The organism is Alloalcanivorax dieselolei B5 (genome assembly GCF_000300005.1).
Taxonomy (GTDB): domain Bacteria; phylum Pseudomonadota; class Gammaproteobacteria; order Pseudomonadales; family Alcanivoracaceae; genus Alloalcanivorax; species Alloalcanivorax dieselolei.
Genome location: NC_018691.1, coordinates 1,677,698 through 1,703,204 on the forward strand (window position 1 = coordinate 1,677,698; position 25,507 = coordinate 1,703,204).

Below are 25,507 nucleotides of genomic sequence, written 5' to 3' on the forward strand. Positions count from 1 at the left end.
CATGGTGACGATGACGCTACCGGACTGGCTGGCGCCCTATCGCGATCTGATGCGCGGCAAGGCCGGGCCGGCGCAGCAACAAGCGGTGTTGCGGCAACTGGTATGGCCGCTTCTGGGTATCGCGCTGTTCCTGCTGCTATGGCATTGGGCGGCGCAGAATATTCAGACGTCGCTGGGGCAGTTTCCCGGCCCCGCCACTGTATGGGAGCAAACCCAGGCGCTCTATCAGGAGCACCGTGAAGGGCGGCAGCGGGAAGCGGCCTTCCATGAGCGTCAGGAGAAATACATCGAGACGCGCCTGGCGCAGCAACCGGACTGGCAACCGGTACGCCGGGACTATACCGGCGCGCCCACCTTTTTCGATCAGGTCGGCACCAGTCTGATCACCGTGATGAGCGGCTTTCTGCTGGCTTCGGCGCTGGCCATACCGCTGGGCATTGTGGTCGGCCTGAGCGCCGGCGTGCACGCGGCGGTGAATCCGCTGATTCAGATTTTCAAACCGGTATCGCCGCTGGCCTGGCTGCCGCTGGTGACTATGGTGGTCAGCGCCGTTTACACCAGCAGTGATCCCTGGCTGGCCAAGTCGTTTCTCACTTCCATGTTCACCGTCACGCTGTGTTGTTTATGGCCCACCTTGCTGAACACCGCGGTGGGCGTGACCTCGGTGAGCAGCGATCTGACCAACGTGTCGCGGGTGTTGCGTCTTAATGCTTTCGAGCATGTGCGCCGTATTGTGTTGCCCTCGGCACTGCCGATGATGTTCACCGGTCTGCGATTGAGTCTGGGGATCGCCTGGATGGTGCTGATTGCCGCGGAAATGCTGGCGCAGAATCCGGGTCTCGGAAAATTCGTCTGGGATGAATTCCAGAACGGCAGCTCCCAGTCACTGGGACGCATCATGGTGGCGGTGCAGGTGATCGGGTTGATCGGTTTTCTGCTGGACCGGCTGATGCTGGCGCTGCAACGGTTTCTGGTATGGGACAAGAGCGCCGCGCAGCGCTAGGAGAAGGTATGACAGCATTATTGGAACTGTCCAACGTAGGCATGGCCTTTGATACACCGACCGGGCGTTTCGAAGCCTTGAAGGGGGTGAACCTGAAAATCGCCGCCGGTGAATTCGTGTCGCTGATCGGTCACTCCGGCTGCGGCAAATCCACCGTGTTGAATATTGTCGCCGGCTTGCTGCACGCCACCGATGGCGGTGTGATTCTGGATCGCCGGGAGGTCACCGAACCCGGCCCGGAACGGGCGGTGGTGTTCCAGAACCACTCGCTGCTGCCCTGGCTCACCGCCTTTGAGAACGTGGAACTGGCGGTGCGGCAGGTGTTCCGCAAACAGAAAAGCAAAAAGGAAATGCGGGACTGGGTGGCCTATAACCTGGAGCTGGTGCACATGGCGCACGCCATGGACAAGACCCCTCAAGAGATCTCCGGCGGCATGAAGCAGCGGGTGGGCATTGCCCGGGCGCTGGCCATGCAACCGCGCGTGCTGCTCATGGATGAGCCTTTCGGCGCGCTGGACGCGCTTACCCGTGCTCATCTGCAGGATTCACTGATGGCGATTCACGCGCAACTGGGCACCACCGTGATCATGATCACCCACGATGTGGACGAGGCGGTGCTGTTGTCCGACCGCATCGTGATGATGAGCAACGGCCCGTCCGCCACCATTGGCGAAGTGCTGCCGGTGGCGCTGCCGCGCCCCAGGGACCGGTTGGCGTTGGCGGACGATCCTGTTTACCACCGCTGCCGGCAAAAGGTGCTGCGGTTTCTCTATGAGAAGCAAAACAAGGTCACCGCCTTGCCCAGCCGTCCGGACCCGGCGGCGCCGCAGCGGCAGCAGGCCTGATCGGCGTCACGACGGTGCGGAAGAGGGCGCGGTTTTGCACTGGATTGGTGCGCTTTCCGCGCCCCGGTCCGTGCGCGGCATGAAAACCGGGCCATGACCGCTTGGCACAGCGGTTGCTACAACGGGGGGAAGCCAACCAACATGGATGCCGACAAGCCCATGCCATTGAAGATCATGCTGGTGGACGATCAGCCGCCGCGGGCAGCGATGCTTGAGCGGGCCCTGGAAGATGAAGGGCACGTCATTCTGTGCCGCCTCACCAGCGCCGCCGGTTTGTCACAGAAAGTGATGGCGTGCAATCCGGACATGGTGATCGTCGACATGAACGCGCCGGACCGGGATACGCTGGAGAGTATGGCGCTGGTGCAGCGCGACATGCCCCGTCCCATCGTCATGTTCTGTGGCCAGGACGACGAGGACCTGATCGTCGCCGCGCTGCGCGCCGGCGTCAGTGCCTATGTGGCCGGCGAAACAGACCTGTCCCGGGTGCGCGGCGTGATGCGTGTGGCCACCGCCCGCTTCCGTGAATACCAGGCGCTGCGAGAGGAACTGGAGCAGACCCGGGAGGCGCTGGAGGAACGCAAGCTGATCGAGCGCGCCAAGGGCTTGTTGATGCAACGGCGTCGCCTCAATGAGCAGGACGCCTACGCCATGCTGCGCCGGCAGGCCATGAACACCGGGCAACCTCTGATCCAGGTGGCCCGTTCGGTGTTGGATTACGCCGATCTGTTGAAAGCCCAGGGGTGACGATGAAGCAAACACAGCGTGTCCGTATCGGTTACATGCCGCTCACCGACAGCCTGCCGCTGGTGGTGGCTCAGCAAGCCGGTTATTTCGCCGATGAAGGGCTGGAGGTGGAACTGCAACCGGAGTGGAGTTGGGCCAGCTTGCGTGATCGCTTGCTGGTGGGGCAGGTGAATGCGGCGCCGATGCTGGCGCCCATGCTGTTGAGCACATCCCTCGGCCTGGGTTGCATCAAGAAGCCGCTGGCCACGGCCTTTTCCATGGGCGTCAACGGTAATGGCGTGACTGTGTCGCCGATGCTGTATCACGGTCTGTGCGCGCTGGCGTCGGGGCCCTCGCCCCAGGACATGGCGGTGGCGCTGAACAAGCTGGTGGCGGCCCGTGCCAGCGCGGGTGACGCGCCGCTGGTACTGGCGGTGGTGTTCCCGTTTTCCTGTCACGCCTATCAATTACGCCACTGGCTGGCGGTGGCCGGTCTCGACCCGGACCACGACGTCAAGCTGGTGGTGCTGCCGCCCTCGCAAATGGTGGATCACCTGCGGTTGGGGCATATCGACGGCTTCTGCGTGGGCGAACCCTGGAACAGTCTGGCGGCGCTCACCGGCGCCGGACATTGCATTCTGTCCGGCTACCAGATCTGGGAAAACGCGCCGGAAAAAGTGCTGGCGGTGACCCGTGAATGGGCGGCGGCCCACCCGGATACCCACCGGGCTCTGCTGCGCGCGCTGTATCGGGCGGCGGCCCATGCCGATGAGCACCTGCAGGCGTGTCTTGAGTGGCTGGCTCACCCGGCCTGGCTGGGCGTGCCGGCGGAAGTGATCGGTGCGCCGTTTTCCCAGCGCCTGCCCGGCGGGCTCACCGGTCAGCCGTTCCCACGTCATCATTTTCATGTGTTTTCCGCTTACCAGGCCAATTTCCCCTGGCGTTCGGACGCGGAGTTTCTGCTCGGGGAGATGCAGCGATGGCGGCAGGGCCGTATCGAAGAGAAAAGCACTTTCGCCGCGCAATGCTACCGCACGGATCTGTATCGGGACGCGGTGGGGGATCTGACCAATCTGCCGGAGGTGGATCACAAGCCGGCGGAAAGGCACGCCGGCCAGTGGCGGCTACCCGGCGATCCAGCGTCGGTGGAACTGGGGCCGGACCGGTTGTTGCAGGTGGAGTAAGGGGGGAACGGGACCAGGTTGCCCTCCATCTTGGGCAGCGGAGCCGTGTTATGCCTTTACGGGAACGCCGTGAATACGTCCTTGTAGGCTTCCGGTCGAACGTCCCTGTTCGACAGGATCCCGCAAAGGCATAACGCGGCTCCGCTTCGAGGTAAGCGAAGCGCAGGAGTCCTTCCGGCCGTCGCCGAGACACCACGACAGAATGGAGTGGTTTTCCCTTTCCTGAAAGGTTCGTCATTGTTGGGGCCCGGAACGCGGCGGCTCACTCGAAGCGGGTCTGTACGGAGGCCTTCCGGGACCCTGTTTGACAGGGACGTCAAACCGGGAGCTTACAGGGATGTATTTACAGCGATCCCGGAAGGCCTCCGTGCAGACCCGTGCCCCCGATGGAGGCACTAACTAAGTCCCGTTAATCCACGATGGACCTTTTACCCCGCCCGTAATTGCTTGGCGGCGGCCACCATGTTGGCCAGGGCGCCCTGAGTCTCTTCCCACTTGCGGGTTTTCAGGCCGCAATCCGGGTTGACCCACAGCCGTTCCTTCGGCAGCCGCTCGGCGGCTTTTTCCATCAAACCCACCATCCAGGCCACGTCCGGTTCGTTGGGGGAGTGGATGTCATACACCCCCGGGCCGATGTCGTTGGGGTACTGGAAGTCGCGGAACGCATCCAGCAGCTCCATATTAGAGCGGGAGGTCTCGATGGTGATGACGTCCGCGTCCAGCGCGGCGATCGCCTCGATGATGTCGTTGAACTCGGAATAGCACATATGAGTGTGGATCTGAGTGTCATCATCGACCCCCACGGTGGCCAGGCGGAAGCAGTCCACCGCCCAGTCCAGGTAGGCTTGCCAGTCCCCCTGGCGCAGCGGCAGGCCTTCGCGCAGGGCCGGCTCGTCGATCTGAATCACCTTGATGCCGGCGCTTTCCAGATCCTGTACTTCGTCACGCAGGGCCAGGGCGATCTGCTTGCAGGTTTCCGAGCGCGGCTGATCGTCGCGCACGAAGGACCATTGCAGAATCGTCACCGGACCGGTGAGCATGCCCTTCACTGGCTTGTCGGTGAGGGACTGGGCGTAGCGGGCCCATTCCACCGTCATCGGATCAGGACGCTGCACGTCGCCGAAAATGATCGGCGGTTTCACGCAACGGGAACCGTAGCTCTGCACCCAGCCGAAGCGGGTGAAGGCGAAGCCCTCCAGCAGCTCACCAAAATACTCCACCATGTCATTGCGTTCGGCTTCGCCGTGCACCAGCACGTCCAGTTCCACTTCTTCCTGATAGCGGATGCAGCGGGCGATTTCCTGCTTCATCTGTTCGGTGTAAGCGGTGTCATCGAGCTTGCCGGCTTTCCAGTCCCGGCGTGCCTCGCGGATTTCCCGGGTCTGCGGGAAGGAGCCGATGGTGGTGGTGGGGAACGCCGGCAGCTTCAGCGCGCCCTGTTGTTTGGCGATACGTTCAGCGAACGGGCTCAGACGATCACGGGAAACATCACCGCTGGCGGCGATCCGCTCGCCCACGGCCGGGTTATGAATGCGGATTGATTCAGCGCGTGCCCGCAGGGCCTGGCGTTGTGCCCGCAGGCCCGCCTCGGCGGTGGCGTCGTCGTCCAGCGCGCCGCCCAGCAGGGCCAGTTCGTCCAGCTTTTGTTTGGCGAAGCTGAGCCAGCTTTTCAGTTCGGTATCGAGCTTGTCTTCCTGGTCCAGGTCCACCGGGCTGTGCAGCAGGGAGCAGGAGGGCGCCAGCCACAAGCGGTCGCCAAGTGCCTCCTTGAGCGGTTTCAGCCTCGCCAGAGCGGCATCCAGGTCGGTACGCCAGATATTGCGACCGTTGATGTAACCGAGGGAGAGCACCTTGTCGCCGAGCCGGCTGATCACTTGTTCCAGATCGTCATCGCCGCGTACCCGGTCCAGGTGCAGGCCGGCCACCGGCAGTTCCAGGGCGGTGAACAGGTTGTTCTTCAGCGCGCCGAAATACGTGGCCAGCAGCAGCCGGGCGGCGCTGGCGGCGGCCAGTTGGTCATAGACCCGCAGGTAGGCGCGCTGCCAGGCGTCGGGCAGATCCAGCACCAGGATCGGCTCGTCGATCTGCACCCATTGCACGCCTTGGTCCGCCAGCCGCTGCAGAATCCGGCGGTAAACCGGAATCAGATTATCCAGCAAAGCCAGCTTGGCGCTGTCGTCGGCGCCGTCGAAGTCCTCGCCCTTGCTCAGGTAGAGGTAGGTCAGCGGGCCGGGGATCACCGGTTTCGGATTGTGGCCGAGGGCCTTGGCTTCCTCGACCTGCTCGAACAGACTTTCGCGGGCGATGCGGAAGTTCTGATCGGTGGCCAGTTCCGGCACGATGTAATGGTAGTTGGTGTCGAACCACTTGGTCATTTCGCAGGCCGCCGCCGGGGTGCCGGTGGGCGCTCGGCCACGGGCCATGCGAAACAGGGTGTCCAGATCCACGTCGGCATCGGCGTCGTGGCCGAAGCGCGCCGGCACCACGCCGAGCAGGCAGGAGAATTCCAGAATCTGGTCGTACCAGGCGAAGTCACCCACTGGCAGCAGATCGATGCCGGCCTGCGCCTGCAGGGCCCAGTGCCGTTCGCGCAGACTGCGGCCAACGTGTTCCAGTTCGCTTTGCTGCAAGGTGCCGGCCCAGTAGGCTTCCTGTGCCTGTTTCAATTCCCGGCGGGCGCCGATGCGCGGGAAGCCCAGATTGTGCAAGGTGGTCATGATGGTTCCTTTAAAAAATTCGCTGACACGCAACACGCCCGCACGCTGACACGCCAGGGGCGTCCGGCGTCAGGCAGGAGTGAGAAGCATTGTGCGACCCTTGAGATGTGAGGCAAAATCAAATATTTAAAGTTGAACATGAGGAATCCTCATGATTGAGATGATTGAAGCAAGACGCTTATTGTTAGCGTCCAGGCGTGCCAGCGTGCTGCGTGGGAGCGTCTGATCATGTTGGAGCTGCGCCATCTGCGCACCCTGCAGGCCATCGACGACGCCGGTTCCCTGGTGGAAGCCTCGGAGCGGCTGCATGTCACTCAGTCCGCCCTGTCCCATCAGTTGAAAGATCTGGAGCACCGGCTCGGGTTGGAACTGATCGTGCGGCGCACGCGGCCGGTACGGTTCACCACCGCCGGCAGCCGCCTGTTGGCGCTGGCCCGGCAGATCCTGCCGCTGGTGAAGAAAACCGAGACCGAACTGAAGCGGCTCTCCGCCGGCGATAGCGGTCGCCTGCACATCGCCATCGAATGCCATTCCTGCTTCCAGTGGCTGATGCCGGCGCTGGACCGGTTCCGCGAGGACTGGCCGGAAGTGGAGCTGGATCTGTCCGCCGCCTTCGGCTTCGAGCCGCTGACCGCGCTGACCCGGGGCGATCTGGACATGGTGGTGACCTCGGATCCGGTGGGCGACCCGGCGGTGTGCTACCTGCCGCTGTTCCGCTACGAACTGGTGCTGGCGGTGGCGCGTGACAGTGAATGGGCGGCGCGGCGCTTTATTGAACCCGGGGCGTTGGCGGAGCAGACCTTGATCACCTATCCGGTGGAGCGTGAACGGCTGGACGTGTTCACCGCCTTCCTCGACCCGGCCGGGGTGGCGCCGGGCTCGGTGCGCACCGCCGAGCTGACGCCGATGATGGTGCAGTTGGTGGCCGCCGGTCGTGGCGTGGCGGCGCTGCCGAACTGGGCGCTGACCGAGTATCTCGATCTGGGGTTGGTGAAAAGTGCGAGGCTGGGCGAGGAAGGGGTCTGGCGTACCCTGTATGCCGCGGTACGCCAGGGGGATCAGACGGTGCCCTTTATTCAGGATTTCATGGAGACCGCCGAGGCGCTGTGCTTCAAAAACCTGTCCGGCATCCGGCGGGTCAACCTATCAGCTTGAGTCCGATGATGCCGCCGACGATGGCGGCCACGCACAGCAACCGGGCCGGTGTCGCCGGTTCCTGGAACAGCACGATACCGAGAATCACCGCGCCGGTGGCGCCGATGCCGGTCCACACCGCGTAGGCGGTGCCTACTGGCAGGGTTTTCATCGCCGTGGACAACAGCCAGAAGCTGATGGCCATGGCGGTGACGGTGAGCAAGGTCGGGAGCGGGCGGGTGAAACCTTCGGTGTATTTGAGCCCGATGGCCCAGCCGGTTTCCAGCAGACCGGCGAGGAACAGCAGATACCACGCCATGACGAGGTCCTTTTCGTGGCGGGGTCGTCCCCGGAGCAGGCGGCGCTCAACGCCGCGCCCCGAGGTCGTCCTTGGGGTGTGCACCATAATAGAGCAAGGGAAAGGCAGTTGATAGGTGGATCAGTTGATAGTTGACAGTGGACAGTTGACAGCGAAAAACAAAAACAGGTGATCTTTAGCCGCTGTGGGAAGCTTGCTTGCAAGCGAATGGGGTTCGTTCAGGCGCTTGGCGACATTCGCTTGCAAGCAAGCTTCCCACAGAAAAGGCATGAATCGACTTTGTTGATACGCAAATGGCTTTTGCACTTCCACATTTCTTTTCGCTGTCAACTGTCCACTGTCAACTATCAACTGTTTTATACGGTGTTTTGCTCAGAGCGCTGTTGTAGTAGCGCGGGTCGCCGGTGACCTCGTTGCCGATCCACGGGGGCAGGGGGAAGGTCTGGTCTTCGTGGTCCAGTTCCAGTTCGGCGACGATCAGGCCCTGGTTTTCGCCGTGGAAGACATCCACTTCCCAGGTGTGGCCCTGGTGGGGAACCAGGTAGCGGGTTTTGTCGATGACGCCTTCGCCGCACAGTTCGTCGAGCATGGCGCGGGCGTCCCGCGGCGGGATCGGATATTCGAATTCGCTGCGGCTGGCGCCGTGGGTTTCCCCCTTGATGGTGAGCCAGGCGCTGTCGCCCTTGAGCCGCACCCGCACCGTGGCCCGCTTGTCGTGGCTGAGATAGCCCTGGGTCAGACGCTCGCCGTCGAGGGTATCGAGAAAGGCACTGTCGCGGACCAGGAATTTGCGTTCGATTTCGATGCCCATGGGCTCTCCCCGTATGCCGTTTTGTCCCACCAATAATAGCGTAAATACATGCTATACTGCGCCGCCGAACCCAGCCCAACGCCTGTTATTTCCTGATCAGGAGCCCCATGAGCAGTGACTCCCTTCGTCTGACCGTCCGGCAGCTCCAGTGCGAACGGGATGAGCGCGTGCTGTTCCGTGATCTGGCGTTCCAGGCCCGCGCCGGCGAGATCTGGCAGATTACCGGCGCCAACGGGGCGGGCAAGACTACTCTGCTGCGGATTCTGGTGGGGCTGCACGGCTTTTATGAAGGTCAGGTACGCTGGCATTCGCCGCTGGCGCCGGATCTGCTCTATCTGGGGCATCAGCCCGGCGTGCGTGAAGAGTTGACCGCCCGTGAGAATCTGCGTTTCAGTGCCGCGCTGAACAACCAGCCGGGGGACGTGGACGCGGCCCTGGACGCGGTGGACCTGTACGGCTTCGAAGACGTGCCGGCGGCGCATCTCTCCGCCGGGCAGAAGCGTCGGGTGGCGCTGGCGCGGTTGTGGCTGGCGCCGAAAAAAGTGTGGGTGCTGGACGAGCCCTACACCGCCATCGACCAGAACGGCGTGGCGCGCCTGGACCAGCGCATACGCGATGCCGCCGGCAACGGCACTTTAGTGCTGTATACCTCCCACCACCGGGTCGGCGATGATGTGCGGCGGCTGCATCTGGGCACGGAGGCGCCGGCATGAGCGGACCCTGGTGGGCGACCCTGCGCCGGGAACTGACCCTGATCTGGCGTTCCCCGGCGGATATGGTGCAGCCGCTGTTCTTTTTCATGGTGGTGGTCAGTCTGTTCCCGCTGGGGTTGTCGCCGAAGCCGGAATTACTGGCGCTGGTGGCACCGGGCGTGGTCTGGGTGGCGGCGCTGCTGGCGGTGATGCTGTCGCTGGACGGGCTGTTCCGCCGTGACCAGGAAAGCGGTGCCCTGGATCAGATGCTGACGGCGCCGGTGGTGTCGGTGCTGCCGGTGTCGGCCAAGCTGCTGGCGCACTGGCTGCTGACCGGTCTGCCGCTGGCGCTGATGGCGCCGTTGCTGGGTTACATGATGCAGCTGCCGGTGTCGGCACTGGCGACGCTGACTTACAGCGTGCTGCTGGGAACGCCGACGCTGACGGTGATCGGCGCCATCGGCGCGGCATTGACCGTGGGTCTGAATCGCGGCGGCATTCTGCTGGCGCTGCTGATTCTGCCGCTTTATGTTCCGGTGCTGGTGTTCGGCGCCGGTGTGGTGCGCGCCGCCGTGGACGGCTCTCCCACTCAGGGGTTGCTGGCAGTATTGGGCGCGCTGCTGGCGTTGGCGCTGAGTCTGGGGCCACTGGCGGTGGCGATGGGACTGCGTATCAGCGCCGGAGACTGACCGCCGGGGTCGATGACGACAACCGCTGGGGCCGATGACAACAAGAGTCGACGTTATGTGGAACACTCTGAAACGCTGGTATCACCAACTGGGCTCGCCCCGCTATTTTTACCGGTTCGCCGACGTGGTGCTGCCGTGGCTGTGGCCGCTGGCGCTGATCATTCTGGCCATCGGCCTGGTATGGGGGCTGGCCTACGCGCCGGTGGAGCGTTACCAGGGTGACAGCTATCGCATCATCTATCTGCATGTTCCCGCTTCCAGCGGTGCCCTGATGGGCTACATCGCCATGGGCGTGGCCGGGCTGGTGTGCCTGGTCTGGCGGATGAAAATGGCCGAGGTCATGCTCAAGGCGCTGGCGCCGTTCGGCGCCGTGCTGGCGGCGGTGTCCCTGATCAGCGGCGCGATCTGGGGCAAGCCCACCTGGGGCACCTACTGGCAGTGGGACGCGCGGCTGACCTCGATGCTGATCCTGTTGTTCATGTATCTCGGCGTGATGGTGTTGCAGTCCGCCATTCGCGATCCCCGCCAGGCCGCCCGTGCCGCCTCGTTGCTGGCACTGGTCGGGGTGATCAACGTGGTGATCGTGAAGTATTCGGTGGAGTGGCTGAACACCCTGCACCAGGGGGCGACGTTGAATCTGTTCAGCGAATCCTCCATCAACCCGGCAATGAAATACCCGCTGCTGATCAGCATGCTGGGCATGTGGCTGCTGTACGCCGCCAACGTACTGATGCGGGCCCGGGCCGAGGTATTGAGCCGGGAGCGCCGCAGCGGCTGGGTACGCAAACTGGTGGAGGGGCACTGATGTATTTCGACAGCTTCGCGGAGTTTCTGGCCATGGGCAAACATGGTCCCTATGTCTGGAGCGCTTACGGTATCTGTGCACTGCTGATCGTGATCAATATGGTGTTGGCGGCGCGCAAGCATGCTCAGGTGCGACAGGAAGTGGCTCGTCAATGGCGACGCGAATCCCGAGAGGTAAAACATGAATCCGGTTCGTAAACAGCGCCTGATCGTGGTGCTGGCGGTGTTTCTGGGGCTGGCCCTGGCCACCGCCCTGGCGGTGTACGCCCTGCGTCAGAACATCAATCTGTTTTTTACCCCGCAGCAGGTGGTCAGCGGCGAAGCGCCGGTGGGCACTAAAATGCGTGTGGGGGGTCTGGTTATGGAGGGATCGGTGGTTCGCGACCCCGACACTTTGGACGTGACTTTCGACGTCACCGACGGCAAGGGCACCTTCACCGTCCATTACCAGGGCATCCTGCCGGATCTGTTCCGCGAAGGGCAGGGTATCGTCGCCAACGGCACGCTGGTGAGCCGGGAACGGTTCGAGGCGGAAGAAGTGCTCGCCAAACACGATGAGACCTACATGCCTCCGGAGGTTCAAGATGCCTTGGAAAAAGCAGGACACCCCGGCGCGCGGAAGGAAGCCGCGGGCTCATAGCGATCTTCCCGCCATTCACGGCCGGCGCTGGCTGGCCGGCCTGTTGCTCGGTTTCGCCGCCCCGGGCCTGGCCGAGTCCCTGCCGGTGGACAGCCTGACCCTGCCCGAAGGCTTTAAACTGACGGTGTTCACCGCTGACGTCCCCAACGCCCGGCAACTGGCCCAGGCCGAGGACGGCACCGTGTTCGCCGGCTCCCGTGACGAGGGCAAGGTCTACGCGATCCGCGACGCCGATGGCGATGGCCGCGCCGAGCGCACCTGGGTGCTGGCGGAAGGGCTGAACATGCCCTCCGGGATCGCCTATCGCGACGGCACCCTCTACGTGGCGGCGGTGAACCGGATTTTGGCGCTGCCGGACATTCTCGATCATCTGGACGATCCGCCGGCATTGGAGCTGGTGACGGACCAATTTCCCTCCGATTCCCATCACGGCTGGAAGTATCTGGCGTTCGACCGAGAAGGGAAACTGATCGTGCCGGTGGGGGCACCGTGCAACATCTGCAACCGGGAAGAACCCTACGCCACCATCCAACGCTATGACCCGGACTCGGGGGAAATGACCACGGTGGCCCGCGGGGTGCGCAATTCGGTGGGGTTTGATTTCCATCCGCGCAGTGGGCAGCTGTGGTTCACCGACAATGGCCGCGACATGCTCGGCGACGAGATCCCGCCGGAAGAACTCAACCGGGTGCGCGAGGACGGTGAACACTTCGGCTATCCGTTTATCCACGGTGGCACGGTGCCGGATCCGGAGTTTGGCAAGGATCATGATCCCGGCGAATTCGCCATGCCGATGCAGACCATGCCGGCGCATCACGCGCCGCTGGGTATGACGTTCTATACCGGGGAGCAATTTCCCGAGGACTACCGGGGTGACATCTTCATCGCCGAGCACGGTTCCTGGAACCGCAGCACGCCGGCCGGGTACCGGGTCACCCGGGTCGGCGTGGAAGGCATCGACAAGGTTACCGGGTACCAGCCATTCATCAGCGGCTGGCTGCGTGAGGACGGCACCCGCTGGGGACGTCCGGCGGACGTCATGCAGGCCGCCGACGGCAGTTTGCTGATCGCCGACGATCACGCCGGCGCCATCTACCGCGTGGTCTACCAGGGCAACTGACCGGCTCGGACCGGGCATGGCGGTTTCTGTAGGAGCGGCCCACGAGCCGCGATATTCTAAGGACGCCGGACATCCGGCGTCCTTAGCCTTCTCAATGGAACCCCGATGAGCCAAGTCATTATCCTGGTGGACGACCCGGCGGATTGGGCGGCGTACTATCCCGCCCGCAATCTGCTGTCCGCCCGTGATTACCTGCAGGCTTCCGAGCCGGTCTGCACTGACAAGAAAGTGCAGGTGATCAATCTGTGCCGCAGCTACAAATATCTGTCCCCCGGCTACTACTGTTCGCTGCTGGCGGAGGCCCGTGGCCAGCGCGTCATGCCCTCGGTACGCACGGTCAACGACCTTAGCTACAAGGCGCTGTACGGCCTGCACTTCGAGCATTTCGAGTCGGCGCTGGACAAGGCGATGAAGAAGCAGGGCGGCGACGCCACCAAGGTGACGTTCAATATCTACTTCGGACAAACCGAGCAGGAAGGGCTGGCGGAACTGGCGCGGCAGATCTTTGATCAGTTGCCGTGTCCGATTCTGCGGGTGTCGTTCCGGCGCCGGGAGCGATGGACCCTGGAAGCGATCAAGACGCCGAGTCTGAAACAGGTCAAGGGCGCCCAGGAAGACGCTTTCGCCCGTGCCCTGGAGCAGTTCAATGCCCGTGTCTGGCGCAGCCCGCGCCGGCGCCGCGGTGAACGTTATGACCTGGCCATGCTGGTGAACGACGAGGAAGCCATGCCGCCGAGCAACCGCGCCGCTTTGAAGCGGTTCATGCAGGCCGGCCGGCAACTGGGCATCAAGGTGGAAATCGTCGGCCGCGACGCCTACGCCCGTCTGGGCGAATACGATGGCCTGTTCATTCGCGAAACCACCGCTATCGACCACCATACCTATCAGTTCGCCCGCAAGGCGGAGCAGGAAGGCATGGTGGTGATCGACGATCCGCGCTCGATTCTGCGCTGTACCAACAAGATTTATTTGGCGGAACTGATGCAGGCCCATGGCGTGCCGGTGCCGCCCACCGCGTTTGTGTTCAGCGACACCGCCGAACAGGTGGACAGCCTGATCGGGGAACTGGGACTGCCGATGGTGCTGAAGATCCCGGACGGCAGTTTCTCCTGCGGCATTAGCAAGGTGGAGGACCGAGAGGCGCTGGGCAACGCGCTGCATGGCTATCTGAAACAGTCCGCCGTGGTGCTGGCCCAGGCGTTTATGTACACCGATTACGACTGGCGCATCGGCGTGCTCAACAATCGGCCGTTGTTCGCCTGCCAGTATTTCATGAGCAAGGGGCATTGGCAGATTTATCATCACAAGGACGGCGGCAAAACCGCCTCCGGCAACGCGCGCACGGTACCGATCCGCGAAGTGCCGCCGAAGGTGCTGAGAGTGGCGCTCAAGGCCGCCCGGCTGATGGGCAACGGCCTGTACGGCGTGGACCTGAAGCAGTCCGGCGATCAGGTGGTGGTGATGGAGGTGAACGACAATCCCAACATTGATGCCAGCGTCGAGGACCTGTGGCTGGGCGAGGACCTGTACCGGCAGGTGATGCTCGAATTCCTGCGCCGCATGGAGGCGCGGCGGCTGGGGTTGCCGCTTTGAGCACCTGTTTGCACATTTTAGTGCCACTTGCCCGGTGAGGAGAGGCGGCGATGGGGGTTCCAGGACACTCGAAAAGCAGGGTCCTGGAACCCCCATCGCCGCCTCTCCACGAACTCTGAAACTGCTCGCTTCGAATCAACATTCAGGCTACGAGGCCGCTGTGGGAAGCTGCCTGGGCAGCGAATTGGCGCGGGGATTGAACGATCACGGTAAGGCTGAGCACCCAGCGTGCTAGCATGCTCTGGAAGCCCGCACCAAAAGGATTGGGAACAACGTGATACGTAAAGACGCGCTGCGCCGGGAGATGCAACAGTGGCTGGCCGAGGGGCTGATCGAGGAGGATCAGGCCCGGCGCATTCTGGCCCGTTATGGCACGGGGCTGGAAGCCAGTGGCGACTCCCTGGGGGCGCGAGTGCTGACCGCCTGTGCTCTGTTATTCATCGGTCTGGCGCTGCTGCTGGTGGTGTCCGCCCATTGGGACGGCCTGCCCAGGGGCGTGCGCTTCGCCGGTCTGCTGGCCCTCACCGTGGCCACCAACGGGGTAGGGTTGTGGCGCTGGGGGCGTCATGGCGAGGGGGGCGGCTGGCTGTTTCTCGGTGCGGTCTGCTATGGCGCTTCGATCATGCTGGTGGGGCAGATGTACCACCTCGGCGAGCATTTCCCCAACGGCGTGCTGTTGTGGATGATCGGCACGTTGCCGGTGGCCTTTTTCTCCCGGCGCCTGCTGGTGACACTGCTGCTGGTGGCGCTCACCGCCCTGTGGATGGTGATGGAAACTCCGTTCTCGCCACCCTGGGCTGGCATCGTGTTTCTCGGTGTGGCCGGCTGGCTGGCCTGGCGCCGCCATTCCAATGTGGTGATGCTGCCGGTGCTGGCGGCCCTGGTGTTGTGGCTCAACCTGATGTTGTCCTGGGTGTTCCACACCGATTTCGGGCCCCATTGGCGGGCCGGTCACCTGACCTTCAATCTCGCCCTGCTGGTTCTCGCCCAGGTGCTCTGCCAGCGGCTGGAACGGCGTGAGGACTCGCGCTGGGCGCCCTTGCCGTGGCTTGGGCGGTTGTCGTTGCTGGTGCTGTTGCCGCTGACGTTCGAGGGCCTCTGGAAAAACTATCTGCACAGCCACTGGGGCTGGCTGGATCCGGGGTTGTGGGCGGCGCTGCCGTTGCTGCTGGCGGCGATCGCCCTCAAGCCCCGTGGCATCCTGCCCTGGCTGGCGCTGGCCGGGGTGCTGCTGGTGCATGGCCTGGGCCGGCCGGAACAGAGCCTGTACTGGACCGTGGCGGCCAATCTGGTGGTCCTGCTGGTGGCCATGGCCTGGATACGCCAGGGATTGTTGCGCACCGACCAGCGCCGTTTCTTCGCCGGTCTGGGCACGGTGGCGGTATTGGCGATGTTGCGTTACCTCGATCTGATTGGAGACTACCTGGGCGCGGCTTTGTTGTTCCTGGTCATGGCCGGCATTCTCTACGGTGGCGCCCGCTATTGGCGCCAGCGCGATCCGGAGGTGGCCCATGACTAGACGTTGGCGGTTGCGCGCCCTGGTGGCGGCGCTGGTGTTGCAGGTTCTGGTGCTGCTCGGCTTGCTGGGCTATGCGCAGTACCCGCTTTGGTTCGGCAACGAAGTGGTGCTGCGCACGGTGCCGGTGGATCCGCGCGATTTGTTGCGCGGCAACTATGCCCGGTTGCGCTACGACATCAGTGAGGCACCGATGCCGGAGGTAGGGGTGCCGCGGGTAGGGCGCGAGGTGTATGTGCAGTTGCGTCGGCAAGGTCGGGTATGGAAAGCGGTGGAGACCCGTTACTCGCCGCCGCCGGGTGATTTCATTCGCGGGCATATTCGTGCGGTACGGGTGGGGTCGGTAACCGTGGAATACGGCATCGAAGCCTATTTCGCGCCCAAGGAAAAGGCGCTGGAACTGGAGCGGCGGCTGCGCCAGGGTGGTCTGGCCCGGGTGCGTATCGCCGCCGATGGCCGCGCCGCCCTGGTGTCCGTGGAGGACACCGGGGAGGGCACGGGCGAAGGAGCTGGAGAGCAGCCCTGATCAGCCGCCGAGGACCTTGGTGAGGAAGCCGCTTTCCTTGGCGATGGTCTGGGTGAACGGCTCCAGAGCGTGCAGGCGTTCCTTGTGGGCGGCCAGGTTGGGATACCGATCGACCCCTTCACCGGCATGCTGGAAGTTCACCAACTGGCTGGCCACGGCGATGTCGGCGACGGTGAGCCGTTCGCCAGCGAAGTAGGTCTTGCCTTCCAGTTCCCGATCCAGGTACTCGAGCAGCGGCGGTACCGCGCCCTGCAGCGCTTTCTGCGCCGCCGCTTCATCCGCTTCCTTGCCCATCAGACGCCGTACCACCCGGTTAAAGAACACACCGAAGGTACAGTTGACGCCCAGTTCGTAGTCGCCGAATTTCTCGAACCACAGGGTGCGAGCGTACTCGTAGGGATCCTCCGGGTAGAGGGACGGCTCGGGGTGTTTTTTCTCCAGGAAGGCGCAGATTACCCCGGAATCGGCGAGAATCTGGCCGTCGTAATCCAGAGCGGGAATGCGCCCGAGTGGGTTGAGATCCCGATACCAGTCCGGTGCGTTGCGCGGGTCCACGTTGACAGCCTCATGTTCCAAGCCTTTGAGGGCCAGTACCACACGGGTCTTGCGCACGAACGGCGACAGCATGGCGCCATACAATTTGATGGTCATTGGGGTCTCCCGGTCTCTATATTGTGATGTTGAGCCTGGTGCGGCCCGCTCGAAAGCGGGCCGGCCGCAGGCGGATCTCAACCCGTGAATCCGACGGGCGGCTGGGGTAACAGGCATATAGCAGTGTCGCGGAAGGGTCAACAGGGGACCGCCCGGTCAGGCGAAAACCGTCGGAATCGCCGAGATTGGACGGATTATGAACGAACAGTGTCGGCCAGGGGAATTTCCCCTTGACGCTACCGGCCCGGATTCCTAGACTACGCGCCGCTTGACAGGGCAGTCCCGCAACGGGATTGGCCGACAAGTCCGGGTCCCCTTCGTCTAGTGGCCTAGGACACCGCCCTTTCACGGCGGTAACAGGGGTTCGACTCCCCTAGGGGACGCCACTATTTTCGTTCAGGCGAAGCAGTGACAAGCGGGAATAGCTCAGCTGGTAGAGCACAACCTTGCCAAGGTTGGGGTCGCGAGTTCGAATCTCGTTTCCCGCTCCAATTCTACTTTAGGGATTCGTAAAGCATTGTTGCGCTTAGCAGGGCGACCCCGCCTTTTATTGGTTGGGGCCGCGACCGGGGCGCCGGCCGGTTCGAATCCCGTTTCCCGCTACAATTTCCTTTAGATGACAAGTCTGAGCTTGCGATCGACCGCGAAATGGCCGCTACCGCGCACCGCAATATAGAGCGCAAGAAACCCCATCAATACCGGAAACTCTATACCGCGATCGATCCAGGGCCAGGTGGGACCGAGCGCGTAGCTGATACCCGCCATTTGCAACGTGATGATGAACGCGACTGGGCGAGCCCATAGTCCAATAGCCAGCATGAGGGCGCCAACGGTTTCAAGTAGCATGACCAAAAAGGCCAGCTGTGGTGCGAATGGCAAACCCATGACGTTCTGGATCAGGTTGACGGAGCCTGCCATCGGGTCAGCCATGGAGCCGTGAGATGTCCCCAGGGCTTTGGGAAGGCCGTGGGTGAACAGGACGGCGCCGAAGGCAAAACGCAGCATTGCGTACAGGACCGGTTCCGCACGCTCATAAAGCACGCCTAGCCGTGGAAACAACAGGCGCCCATAAGTTTTAGTCGTTTCTTCGAAAGCAGTCTCGGATTGGGTTGGTGATGCGTAAAGTCCGGTGTTTGGACGTTGATCCGGCTCGGCACAACAAATGATTGGGATTCGTTTCATGTGAATCTCCTTCGCGGTCAATGCGCTGCGTTTCGCTGGATTTTCTTTTGTAGCGAAAACGCAGCAAAGGCGGCTGCCGCACCCAGCGTCGCGGCCAGAGCCAACATTCCGAACGTCATGACTGATGGGGGCTGGTGCGAGGCGAAGTACGCCACCAGGCCCAGGAAGAAACCAAGCAGATTGTTGAATACGGGCGCCTTGGCCAGGGACAGCGCAATTACGGTGACGGCGAACACCACCGCGCTGATGGCGTAGCTTCCCAGAACCGGTGTCAGAACCGCCATGACCTGGGCTGCGCCGATGCCCAAGGCGACGCCGATCAGCACGCAGGCCAGGTTGATGACTCCCTGTTTCAGGTTCAGTCCACGGGTGAAGAACGAAATCCAGCCGACAAACATGGCCCACACCGGGACTTCGAAAGCCATCACGCTCAGTGTGGCGGCCGATGATGCGATGACCGACTCGCCAATCACTATTTTCAGATGGTCAGACAGTGCGTTGTTGGCCATTACGCACCTCCCGGGGTGCATAAACGTGGCACGGCGATATAGGTGACAGGGCGGCCACTGTGCGCAAAATCATGGAGCCCTTTGGTGGAGGCACCGGTGATCAAAATGGTGAGGTTCATAAGCTTGACTCCTGGCGGGTTGAAGCAGCGTACGCTCAGGCGAACCCGCCGTTGACGCGCACGATTTGAGAATTGACCCAGCCCCCATCGGCGCCGACCAGGAACGACACCACACGGGCAATGTCTTCGGGTTGTCCCAGACGCTCCAGGGGAGATGCCTTGCTGAGCTGGGCAATCTGTTCGTCGGTCTTGCCTTTGAGAAACAGTTCGGTGGCGACGGGACCGGGGGCGATCGCATTGACCGTAATGTCGCGGCCACGCAATTCATTGGCCAGCACATGAACCAAACCTTCGACACCGGCCTTAGCTGCTATGTAGGGGCCGTATTCAGGGAAGGCCCTGGCGATCACGCTGGTCGACAGCGCGAGAATTCGGCCACCGGCTTGCAATTTCTGAGCTGCCTGCCCCAGCACCAGGAAGGCACCGCGAAGATTGGTTTCAACAACGCGATCGAAAGTCTCGACACTCTCGGGACTGATGGGGGCCAGAGTCATCACACCAGCGCTATGGACGACGACACCGATGGCACCGAAGGCACCCTGCGTCGTGGCAAAGAGTCGTTGTACGTCCGCCGCTTGGGATACATCCGCCCGCACGGCGACCGCTTCCCCACCCACCGCTTCGATGGCCGAGACGACTTCCTGAGCCCTGGCTGCATTGCCTGAGTAATTGACGGCGATTTTGAAGCCATCGGCGGCCAGGCGCAGTGCGATGGCGCGGCCGATGCCTCGGGAGGCGCCGGTAATAATGGCTGTCCGGACCGGCGGTGGTACGGTGGATGACTTGCTGGTACTCATGATGGTTTCCTTGATGTGCATGGTGGTAGACACTCGCCGATCCCGCGTGACGATATAGCAGGCGCTATGGAGTCGATGGTGCGGATTGAGCATTAATGAATAAATGAGGTTAAATTGGTTTCTTAATTCAAGAAGTATCAACAATTGGATTGGTATGGACCGCTTCGATGCTTTGCAGCTGTTCACTCGCATTGTGGAACTCGGCAGCTTCACCGAAGCCGCCAATGTGCTGAATATCCCGCGTGCTACGGCAACACATACGATCAAGGCGCTCGAGAAGCGGTTGGGGGCTCGCCTGCTGGATCGCACCACACGTCAGGTGAAACCGACCCTGGATGGACAGGCCTTCTACGAACGCAGCAGGCGCGTCCTGGCTGAACTGGAGGAGGCGGAAACGTGCCTGAGCACCCAGATAGCCAATCCCCACGGGACGTTACGGCTGGATCTCCATGGGGCGCATGCGACGATGATCATCCTGCCGCGTATCGGCGAGTTCAGGGCGCGCTATCCTCGAATTGATGTCGTTATCAGCAGTGGCGACCGCCTGGTAAGTCTGGTCAAAGAAGGTATTGACTGCGTGGTACGAGCTGGCCGGCCACGCGATTCGTCGCTGGTGGTCAGAAAGTTGGCGGACATGCCGGAGATCATCTGCGCCAGTCCGGAGTATCTGGCTCGATACGGTACCCCCGAACATCCGCGTGAATTGGTGCAGCACCAGGGGATTGGCTTTTTTTCCCGGGGCAATGACAGCCGTTATCCCTTCACCGTCATAGTGGACGGTAAGGTGGCTGAATTCGAAGCGAGTGGCTGGATTTCGGTGAGTGATGCAGAGTGTTACACGAGCGCTGCACTCGCCGGCTGCGGGCTGATTCAGGTGCCTCGTTTCCGGCTGGAAGAGCACCTGCAGGCTGGACGTCTAGTCCAAGTGCTGCCTGAATGGACCTGTCCCGCACTGCCGGTCAGTGCGCTCTACCCATTTCATCGGCAGCTTTCTCCCAGAGTGCGCGTATTCATCGATTGGGCTCGAGATATATATCGCGAAAAATTCGGTGAGACAGGGCATCCGGATAATAGTGAATAAGAATGTGATCCTGTCCATCGTGCTGTCCATACAGTAAAGAGAGGTAGTCGCCGTGCCAGTATCCCCTTGAATGAGGAGCCCTCAATGACAAGCCCCGAATTTTCGGGCGTTTTTCGCAAGCTGCGCGAACTTTTCGGAGTGCGTGAAGAGAGGCCGCCGATTGTAGACCGTCCGACTGACCTCGAGTTGCCCTGGGCCCCGGGTGCGGAAAACACCATTCAGGATATGCTGGACAGCCTCGGCTTCCCTTGGAGGGCAAGCTGCCAGGAACTCATTGATCGCTTCGGCCTGGTTCGTCACCCCGCCTACGACTGGGAGCAAAGCCCGATCATGCCTTGTCCATTGGCTCTCGACGGTTTGCTCTATCCCGTGTCTCCGCAAATATTCAGGACACCGTCCCGTAACCAGGTTCCTCTGTGGTTCAGCGGGAATGTCTGGATCAAGACGGACCCTCTTGCCAACCTTCGTCATGCGCACCGTCGGATCACTGAATTGCTGGGGCCGGCTCCAATCGGAGTCCGCAACAATACGGTCTCCTCGATCTGGCGTGCCGGTCCGGCTCGTATTTCGCTGACCGTCTGGCCGCCAAAGCTTCAACCTCCGGGATGGAACGGGAGCATTCCGGCCCATGAGCGGGACCGGCGGCTGAAAACCGCCTGCTCAATTTATATCGAGCCTGGCTATCGCCGCCCGATGAGTGTGCAGGAAAGAGAATGGCTCAGGCGGTTTACGCCTCTTGATGAGGTACGCGGTGTGGTCCCGGCGTCAACGCTGGACGCATTGTGGGCCAGTGCCCCTGACGATTACAGCCAGGATTTTGTCTGCCTGCCGCCGCTTGATCAGGACAATTTCCTGGGCCGGATCGGTTTGTCGTCGGAGCACGAAGCCTTGATTGTTTGTGCCAGGCAACTGCACATCATACCGGTCGAACGCATTGTTGCGCTCCGCCTGCAAAAGCTCCGACCCGCCAAGGGTGGAGGTGGAGCCTCCCTGAGCCTCATCTTTCAAACCTCCGCCGGCGCTGAGCGAGAGTCCGGCATCTCCGGTTGCTTCGGTGACATGGACGCACTGGATGATCTCGCTTCTCATCTCAGTAAAACCCTGAACCGTCCGCTGCAGGTGCCAGAACCGCAATACGATTGCTAAGCGGTTCGGGGTCAGTTCCGGCCGCCACCGCTGTCCCCCCGGCGTCGTCGTTGCAGGGCTCACAGCGATAACGCAGCAAGGCAGGCGGGGCAACTGAAGCCCCTTTTCGCTTCTTCCTTCGGCAAACGCTTGCCCGAGCTCGTGCTGCAGGTCTGACCGGTTTTCAGGCTCCCGGTCGGTTCGACAAGCGATATTTTGGGGTAGTTGCGCAAGAACGATGGTCAGGCCGGAGGGCCTGATTGAAAGAGACTCGATTTCCCGGTCCTCGGACATGAACCTCAAGTGATAGGATCGGCGGTTGTATTTGCTGAGGCTGGAGGTGATCAGCGCGCCATCGACGCTGGCAAAGGGCAAGGATCGGCTGGATTGCCAGGACACGATATCAAGTCGATCGGGGTGAACGCGATAATGCGGCCGTAACGACCAGGCATACAGCACCCTCTATCCATGCCAGCAAGGAAGGTGTTTGCGATATTACGGCTGCCTGAATGGAGAGAAAAGGTTCATCGCGGTCCGTGAGCGTAGGACAGCGATACCAGACTCAGAGCCAAGGCTGTCGGTTATGGGTTATCCCGCACGGGCGCCACTAACACCGGGCACCGCGCCGCTTCGCAGACTTCAGTGGCGGTCGTGCCGATGAGCTTGCTTTCCAGCCAGCCCTGACCGTGCTTGCCGATAATGATCAAGGTGCAGTCTCGCTCGGCGGCGATGCGCACTATGGTTTCAGCCGGGGTTCCGCTCTCTGTCAGCACGCTGACCTGTCCTGCTTCATCGGGCAGATAATCGCGCATGTGATTCAGTGCCGCTAGGGCCATCACCGGCAAGGCCGGGGTATTATTCAGGCCATCTGGGGTAAGCACGGTTAGCAGATCGATGCGGGTGGCCTCGGTGGACAACTCCCGGATGAGGTTTTCCGCGCCGCTGGCGTATTTGGACAGGTCCGTGGCCAACAGCACGTGGCCCAGCGCCGACTTGCTGGGGGGCATGTCCTGGGCTCCGGTGTCGTCCGCTTCGGGAGCAATCCATTCCAGAAACAGCGGGAGGGTGGTCTTGCGGATCAGGTCACGGGCGACGCTACCCAGAAACAGGTTGCTGACGCGACTGTGCGCCCGGGACCCGATGAGCAGCAAATCCGCTCTGAACTCTGCGGCGATGGCCAGTAACTCATCGGCCACCAGACCGGAGATCCGCACGCAGACTGTAACCTCGAGGCCCGCTTCCTTGAGCGGCTCGGCGCAGCGTTCCAGCCATTCGCGGTAATTCTCACCGTGGTCGTAGGCGGCGAACTGGTTGTACCCGACTCGCACCACATGGGCGAGAATCACTTTTTTGATACCCCAGCGGCTCAGATCCGCGACACGGGCCAGCGTGGGCGGCGTGGCGGGTGACTGGTCCAGGGCGACAAGTGCGGTGGTGAACATGGAGCCTCCTCCCGAATGGCGTGGCGGGACTGATGACAGCGCCGCCGTGAAAATTCACGGGGCCACACTCCGACAGTACGCCAGCGGATGGCGGGAGAGTTGATCCTGGTCAAGGAGCCGGTCGACATACTCTGCCCTGAAAGGGGTTCTCAAGACCGTCCTTCCCTGGCGATCGACAATCTTGGTGCGCGCGACAACATCCGTTTAAAATTCGCCAGGCGCCGTTGCGCGCCAACCCCGTTGTTACCCATCTGCATTTCATAAACAAGGCAGAGGTTGAATGAAAGCCACCTGGATCAGGTGGCTGGCAGGGTGACTTTTCGATCTTGTCATCGGATGGATCAGTTTCGGTATCGTCGCGCCCTTCCTTTCTCCGGTTGCCGGTGCCGAGCCGCATTGGCTGGCAGACGATCCCATCGCCCGGACCAAGCTCCTACAGCGGCTTTGTAGTCTGGTCTGCGCTGTGTTGCGTGTAAGCGTGCCAGCCGCGATGGTATAAAAACGCCGTTGATGAAACCGATGGGAGAGGAAAATGGCAAAGGACTGGCCCGAGCGTATACCCGAAGGGGAAGAGTTGCCGCTGTTGATGCGCTGTTGCGGCTACCGTTTCAACCGTGCCGGTAACGTGGCCGTCGACCCGGTTCCGCCGGAGCCTGAGGAATTGGCCGAGGCGGAACGGCTGGGTTGGGCGCCTGCGCAGACCATCTCGCTGTCCGCCGCCGATCTGATCGCACGAGCTATCGCCGCCGCGGCCCGATTGGATCCCGATCAGGTGGCCGCCGCGTTCGTGGCCGGCGTCGGCGGCAGCCACCCACGCGGGCGGCAGATATTGATCTCCTATGCCTGGGCCCGGCATTTGTCCGGTGCACCCAGGACCGATTCGGGCCTGCCGGACTGCGGTTTGGCTGAAAGGTCCGAAGTTAACTTCAGCGACCAGGCACTGCGACTGGCATTGGGTTATGTCTGGAATGAGCTGCCGGCGAATTTTCTGCCTGATCTGGAGGCAGCCGCCGCGCAAGGGTTACCGTCGCCCAGCGCTGATGACGAGGCGGTGTTCCGGCGGCTGATCCAGGTGATTGGCTCGCAGGCGCCGGACACCACGCCGGGGGAATTGGAAAAGAATCTGGCGCGGCTCAAGTTGATCCCCAAAAGCGACAAGTACGCCCGTTACGGCATGCTGCAGGCGCTGGCGGAGGTCGGAGTGATCCCCAACCCGATCCTCGATCCGTCCTGGGATCGCCATATTCCCTACAGCGAGCGGATCGCGGCCCATCAGCAGGTGAAGGGCAGCCCGCGCTCGGATATCGTGCTGCCGTTGGCCGGTTGGCGTGGAGCACAGGGTATCGACGGTGCTCGTCTTCAGCAGGTGTTCGGCATCGAGCCGGCCTCGCCGTGCTCGCGGTAGTCCGTTGGCGGTCGAGGTGTTAATCGTTGCAATAACTCCGGTTCAGAAGGGTGCAGAAAATCTCCCCAGGCTCTAAGATGTGCTGGACAGCGAGATGATCTGCCATGGCCCGATTACACCCTCGATTACTGCATGCCCTCAATTTATTGCCGACGGACCGGCCGGTACACTTGTTGACCCGTCACTCGGTTCGGGAACTGGCCAAGAACGGCTTCGCGGATTACCGGCTGCCGTTGACGCCCGAAGGCATCGAACTGGCACGGGATTGGGGCGGGCAGTTGACGCGCCCGGTGTCGGCGTTTTATTCCAGCCCGGTGGGGCGTTGCGTGGACACCGCCAAGGCCATGGCCGAGGGTGCGCTTCGCGCTGGCTTGATCGATCGTCCCATGGATGTGCTTACTGATACCACTCTGGTGGAACCGGGGTGCTATGTGCAGGACATGAATCGGGTGGGGCCCACCTTTCTCAAGATGGGTGCCATGCGATTCCTCAATCGCCATTTGCAGAATCCGTTCGAGGGCATGCTGTCGCCGGCGGATGGCTGCGCCAAGCTGGCCGGCTACCTGCGTGACCGGGAACCTGGCGGCGGTGAGCTGGCGGTCCACGTGACCCACGACACCATTCTCGCGGTGCTGGTGGCGGAACTGGAAGGGCGGCGCTCCATCAATCAGGACGATTGGCCATGGATGATGGAAGGCCTCTGGGTCTGGTTCCAGGACGGTGGCATGCACTGGGTGTGGCGCGGCGAGCGCGGCCGCCGCGCGCTGCGTGCCTCCGCTTGATTTTGTCTTCGGTTACCCCCATTAACAACCGTTCGCTACGCACCGATTGGTAAAGCACTCGGATTAAAACCGTTTTCCGCCCCGGACCGGAAAGA

General features: G+C 62.3%; 26 protein-coding genes and 2 tRNA genes. 20 read left to right on the forward strand and 8 right to left on the reverse strand.

The window, feature by feature from the left end; genetic code table 11:
• Window position 1 precedes the first annotated feature (1 nt).
• The 4 genes from B5T_RS07670 to B5T_RS07685 all read left to right on the forward strand — a co-directional run bounded on the left by B5T_RS07670 (window position 2) and on the right by B5T_RS07685 (window position 3,758).
• Window positions 2–1,003, forward strand: coding sequence for an ABC transporter permease (locus B5T_RS07670; RefSeq protein ID WP_014993919.1), 1,002 nt, complete (start codon window positions 2–4; stop codon window positions 1,001–1,003).
• Between the two features lie 8 nt (window positions 1,004–1,011).
• A complete protein-coding gene (locus B5T_RS07675; RefSeq protein ID WP_014993920.1) occupies window positions 1,012–1,848 on the forward strand; it encodes an ABC transporter ATP-binding protein in 837 nt (278 codons plus the stop codon).
• A 141-nt stretch (window positions 1,849–1,989) separates the two neighbouring features.
• Window positions 1,990–2,595, forward strand: coding sequence for an ANTAR domain-containing response regulator (locus tag B5T_RS07680; RefSeq protein ID WP_014993921.1), 606 nt, complete (start codon window positions 1,990–1,992; stop codon window positions 2,593–2,595).
• 2 nt (window positions 2,596–2,597) lie between these two features.
• Complete coding sequence (locus tag B5T_RS07685) at window positions 2,598–3,758, forward strand: CmpA/NrtA family ABC transporter substrate-binding protein (RefSeq protein WP_014993922.1); 1,161 nt, start codon at window positions 2,598–2,600, stop codon at window positions 3,756–3,758.
• Window positions 3,759–4,186: 428 nt separating this feature from the next.
• Here B5T_RS07685 and metE read toward each other — a convergent pair whose 3' ends face one another.
• Complete coding sequence (gene metE, locus B5T_RS07690; protein WP_014993923.1) at window positions 4,187–6,475, reverse strand: 5-methyltetrahydropteroyltriglutamate--homocysteine S-methyltransferase; 2,289 nt, start codon at window positions 6,473–6,475, stop codon at window positions 4,187–4,189.
• Between the two features lie 228 nt (window positions 6,476–6,703).
• Here metE and B5T_RS07695 point away from each other — a divergent pair, with 228 nt between their 5' ends.
• On the forward strand, window positions 6,704–7,630 hold the full coding sequence (locus B5T_RS07695; RefSeq protein ID WP_014993924.1) for a LysR family transcriptional regulator: 927 nt from the start codon (window positions 6,704–6,706) through the stop codon (window positions 7,628–7,630).
• Here the strand turns inward: B5T_RS07695 and sugE are convergent.
• Entirely contained in the window at window positions 7,614–7,928 is a 315-nt protein-coding gene (gene sugE, locus B5T_RS07700) for a quaternary ammonium compound efflux SMR transporter SugE (RefSeq protein ID WP_014993925.1), read from the reverse strand. The genes B5T_RS07695 and sugE overlap by 17 nt on opposite strands.
• Before the next feature lie 340 nt (window positions 7,929–8,268).
• Complete coding sequence (locus B5T_RS07705) at window positions 8,269–8,739, reverse strand: CYTH domain-containing protein (RefSeq protein ID WP_014993926.1); 471 nt, start codon at window positions 8,737–8,739, stop codon at window positions 8,269–8,271.
• A 107-nt stretch (window positions 8,740–8,846) separates the two neighbouring features.
• Here B5T_RS07705 and ccmA point away from each other — a divergent pair, with 107 nt between their 5' ends.
• From ccmA to B5T_RS07750, 9 genes are all read left to right on the forward strand, one after another.
• Entirely contained in the window at window positions 8,847–9,452 is a 606-nt protein-coding gene (gene ccmA, locus B5T_RS07710) for a cytochrome c biogenesis heme-transporting ATPase CcmA (protein WP_014993927.1), read from the forward strand.
• Window positions 9,449–10,120 (forward strand): heme exporter protein CcmB, encoded by a 672-nt coding sequence (gene ccmB / locus B5T_RS07715; protein ID WP_014993928.1) that lies wholly within the window; start codon window positions 9,449–9,451, stop codon window positions 10,118–10,120. Before ccmA ends, ccmB begins: the two co-directional genes overlap by 4 nt.
• Window positions 10,121–10,175: 55 nt before the next feature.
• A complete protein-coding gene (gene ccmC / locus B5T_RS07720) occupies window positions 10,176–10,925 on the forward strand; it encodes a heme ABC transporter permease CcmC (RefSeq protein ID WP_014993929.1) in 750 nt (249 codons plus the stop codon).
• Entirely contained in the window at window positions 10,925–11,122 is a 198-nt protein-coding gene (gene ccmD, locus B5T_RS07725) for a heme exporter protein CcmD (RefSeq protein ID WP_014993930.1), read from the forward strand. The genes ccmC and ccmD overlap by 1 nt, the downstream gene beginning before the upstream one ends.
• Window positions 11,106–11,564, forward strand: coding sequence for a cytochrome c maturation protein CcmE (gene ccmE, locus B5T_RS07730; protein WP_014993931.1), 459 nt, complete (start codon window positions 11,106–11,108; stop codon window positions 11,562–11,564). Before ccmD ends, ccmE begins: the two co-directional genes overlap by 17 nt.
• Window positions 11,509–12,684 (forward strand): PQQ-dependent sugar dehydrogenase, encoded by a 1,176-nt coding sequence (locus B5T_RS07735; protein WP_081586842.1) that lies wholly within the window; start codon window positions 11,509–11,511, stop codon window positions 12,682–12,684. Before ccmE ends, B5T_RS07735 begins: the two co-directional genes overlap by 56 nt.
• Window positions 12,685–12,789: 105 nt before the next feature.
• Window positions 12,790–14,277: a RimK family alpha-L-glutamate ligase gene (locus B5T_RS07740; RefSeq protein WP_014993933.1), complete on the forward strand. Its 1,488-nt coding sequence runs from the start codon at window positions 12,790–12,792 to the stop codon at window positions 14,275–14,277.
• Between the two features lie 274 nt (window positions 14,278–14,551).
• Window positions 14,552–15,796: a DUF2157 domain-containing protein gene (locus tag B5T_RS07745; RefSeq protein WP_014993934.1), complete on the forward strand. Its 1,245-nt coding sequence runs from the start codon at window positions 14,552–14,554 to the stop codon at window positions 15,794–15,796.
• Entirely contained in the window at window positions 15,789–16,319 is a 531-nt protein-coding gene (locus B5T_RS07750) for a GDYXXLXY domain-containing protein (RefSeq protein WP_041716934.1), read from the forward strand. Before B5T_RS07745 ends, B5T_RS07750 begins: the two co-directional genes overlap by 8 nt.
• Here the strand turns inward: B5T_RS07750 and B5T_RS07755 are convergent, their stop codons facing one another.
• Window positions 16,320–16,970: a glutathione S-transferase family protein gene (locus B5T_RS07755; RefSeq protein WP_014993936.1), complete on the reverse strand. Its 651-nt coding sequence runs from the start codon at window positions 16,968–16,970 to the stop codon at window positions 16,320–16,322.
• Between the two features lie 310 nt (window positions 16,971–17,280).
• Between B5T_RS07755 and B5T_RS07760 the strand changes: the two genes are divergently transcribed.
• Together B5T_RS07760 and B5T_RS07765 are read left to right on the forward strand one after the other, a co-directional pair.
• Window positions 17,281–17,356 (forward strand) — tRNA-Glu (locus B5T_RS07760).
• Window positions 17,357–17,385: 29 nt separating this feature from the next.
• Window positions 17,386–17,461: transfer RNA gene (locus B5T_RS07765), tRNA-Gly, on the forward strand.
• A 121-nt stretch (window positions 17,462–17,582) separates the two neighbouring features.
• On the opposite strand, the gene B5T_RS07770 is transcribed toward B5T_RS07765, so the two are convergent.
• The 3 genes from B5T_RS07770 to B5T_RS07780 all read right to left on the reverse strand — a co-directional run bounded on the left by B5T_RS07770 (window position 17,583) and on the right by B5T_RS07780 (window position 19,610).
• Window positions 17,583–18,152 carry a DoxX family protein gene (locus B5T_RS07770; RefSeq protein WP_229682932.1) on the reverse strand — a complete coding sequence of 190 codons (570 nt, stop codon included), beginning with the start codon at window positions 18,150–18,152 and terminating at the stop codon, window positions 17,583–17,585.
• Window positions 18,153–18,169: 17 nt separating this feature from the next.
• Window positions 18,170–18,661 (reverse strand): DUF1097 domain-containing protein, encoded by a 492-nt coding sequence (locus B5T_RS07775; protein WP_014993938.1) that lies wholly within the window; start codon window positions 18,659–18,661, stop codon window positions 18,170–18,172.
• 154 nt (window positions 18,662–18,815) lie between these two features.
• Window positions 18,816–19,610 carry an SDR family oxidoreductase gene (locus B5T_RS07780; protein WP_229682933.1) on the reverse strand — a complete coding sequence of 265 codons (795 nt, stop codon included), beginning with the start codon at window positions 19,608–19,610 and terminating at the stop codon, window positions 18,816–18,818.
• A gap of 121 nt (window positions 19,611–19,731) precedes the next feature.
• Here B5T_RS07780 and B5T_RS07785 point away from each other — a divergent pair, with 121 nt between their 5' ends.
• Both B5T_RS07785 and B5T_RS07790 read left to right on the forward strand, forming a co-directional pair.
• Window positions 19,732–20,658, forward strand: coding sequence for a LysR family transcriptional regulator (locus B5T_RS07785; protein ID WP_014993941.1), 927 nt, complete (start codon window positions 19,732–19,734; stop codon window positions 20,656–20,658).
• 84 nt (window positions 20,659–20,742) lie between these two features.
• The gene (locus B5T_RS07790; RefSeq protein ID WP_014993942.1) at window positions 20,743–21,804 is read left to right on the forward strand and encodes a hypothetical protein; all 1,062 of its coding nucleotides are present in this window, start codon (window positions 20,743–20,745) and stop codon (window positions 21,802–21,804) included.
• Between the two features lie 560 nt (window positions 21,805–22,364).
• Here the strand turns inward: B5T_RS07790 and B5T_RS07795 are convergent.
• The gene (locus B5T_RS07795) at window positions 22,365–23,225 is read right to left on the reverse strand and encodes a universal stress protein (RefSeq protein ID WP_014993943.1); all 861 of its coding nucleotides are present in this window, start codon (window positions 23,223–23,225) and stop codon (window positions 22,365–22,367) included.
• A 532-nt stretch (window positions 23,226–23,757) separates the two neighbouring features.
• Here B5T_RS07795 and B5T_RS07800 point away from each other — a divergent pair.
• Window positions 23,758–24,630: a hypothetical protein gene (locus tag B5T_RS07800; protein ID WP_014993944.1), complete on the forward strand. Its 873-nt coding sequence runs from the start codon at window positions 23,758–23,760 to the stop codon at window positions 24,628–24,630.
• Window positions 24,631–24,734: 104 nt separating this feature from the next.
• On the forward strand, window positions 24,735–25,412 hold the full coding sequence (locus tag B5T_RS07805) for a histidine phosphatase family protein (protein WP_014993945.1): 678 nt from the start codon (window positions 24,735–24,737) through the stop codon (window positions 25,410–25,412).
• The last annotated feature ends 95 nt before the right edge of the window (window positions 25,413–25,507 follow it).

Excerpts from the sequence above, each read along its gene's own strand:
- B5T_RS07670 (WP_014993919.1), top strand. The coding sequence starts at position 2 with ATGGTGACGATGACGCTACCGGACTGGCTGGCGCCCTATCGCGATCTG.
- B5T_RS07675 (WP_014993920.1), top strand. The coding sequence starts at position 1,012 with ATGACAGCATTATTGGAACTGTCCAACGTAGGCATGGCCTTTGATACA.
- B5T_RS07680 (WP_014993921.1), top strand. The coding sequence starts at position 1,990 with ATGGATGCCGACAAGCCCATGCCATTGAAGATCATGCTGGTGGACGAT.
- B5T_RS07685 (WP_014993922.1), top strand. The coding sequence starts at position 2,598 with ATGAAGCAAACACAGCGTGTCCGTATCGGTTACATGCCGCTCACCGAC.
- metE (WP_014993923.1), bottom strand. The coding sequence starts at position 6,475 with ATGACCACCTTGCACAATCTGGGCTTCCCGCGCATCGGCGCCCGCCGG.
- B5T_RS07695 (WP_014993924.1), top strand. The coding sequence starts at position 6,704 with ATGTTGGAGCTGCGCCATCTGCGCACCCTGCAGGCCATCGACGACGCC.
- sugE (WP_014993925.1), bottom strand. The coding sequence starts at position 7,928 with ATGGCGTGGTATCTGCTGTTCCTCGCCGGTCTGCTGGAAACCGGCTGG.
- B5T_RS07705 (WP_014993926.1), bottom strand. The coding sequence starts at position 8,739 with ATGGGCATCGAAATCGAACGCAAATTCCTGGTCCGCGACAGTGCCTTT.
- ccmA (WP_014993927.1), top strand. The coding sequence starts at position 8,847 with ATGAGCAGTGACTCCCTTCGTCTGACCGTCCGGCAGCTCCAGTGCGAA.
- ccmB (WP_014993928.1), top strand. The coding sequence starts at position 9,449 with ATGAGCGGACCCTGGTGGGCGACCCTGCGCCGGGAACTGACCCTGATC.
- ccmC (WP_014993929.1), top strand. The coding sequence starts at position 10,176 with ATGTGGAACACTCTGAAACGCTGGTATCACCAACTGGGCTCGCCCCGC.
- ccmD (WP_014993930.1), top strand. The coding sequence starts at position 10,925 with ATGTATTTCGACAGCTTCGCGGAGTTTCTGGCCATGGGCAAACATGGT.
- ccmE (WP_014993931.1), top strand. The coding sequence starts at position 11,106 with ATGAATCCGGTTCGTAAACAGCGCCTGATCGTGGTGCTGGCGGTGTTT.
- B5T_RS07735 (WP_081586842.1), top strand. The coding sequence starts at position 11,509 with ATGCCTTGGAAAAAGCAGGACACCCCGGCGCGCGGAAGGAAGCCGCGG.
- B5T_RS07740 (WP_014993933.1), top strand. The coding sequence starts at position 12,790 with ATGAGCCAAGTCATTATCCTGGTGGACGACCCGGCGGATTGGGCGGCG.
- B5T_RS07750 (WP_041716934.1), top strand. The coding sequence starts at position 15,789 with ATGACTAGACGTTGGCGGTTGCGCGCCCTGGTGGCGGCGCTGGTGTTG.
- B5T_RS07755 (WP_014993936.1), bottom strand. The coding sequence starts at position 16,970 with ATGACCATCAAATTGTATGGCGCCATGCTGTCGCCGTTCGTGCGCAAG.
- B5T_RS07770 (WP_229682932.1), bottom strand. The coding sequence starts at position 18,152 with ATGAAACGAATCCCAATCATTTGTTGTGCCGAGCCGGATCAACGTCCA.
- B5T_RS07775 (WP_014993938.1), bottom strand. The coding sequence starts at position 18,661 with ATGGCCAACAACGCACTGTCTGACCATCTGAAAATAGTGATTGGCGAG.
- B5T_RS07785 (WP_014993941.1), top strand. The coding sequence starts at position 19,732 with ATGGACCGCTTCGATGCTTTGCAGCTGTTCACTCGCATTGTGGAACTC.
- B5T_RS07790 (WP_014993942.1), top strand. The coding sequence starts at position 20,743 with ATGACAAGCCCCGAATTTTCGGGCGTTTTTCGCAAGCTGCGCGAACTT.
- B5T_RS07795 (WP_014993943.1), bottom strand. The coding sequence starts at position 23,225 with ATGTTCACCACCGCACTTGTCGCCCTGGACCAGTCACCCGCCACGCCG.
- B5T_RS07800 (WP_014993944.1), top strand. The coding sequence starts at position 23,758 with ATGGCAAAGGACTGGCCCGAGCGTATACCCGAAGGGGAAGAGTTGCCG.
- B5T_RS07805 (WP_014993945.1), top strand. The coding sequence starts at position 24,735 with ATGGCCCGATTACACCCTCGATTACTGCATGCCCTCAATTTATTGCCG.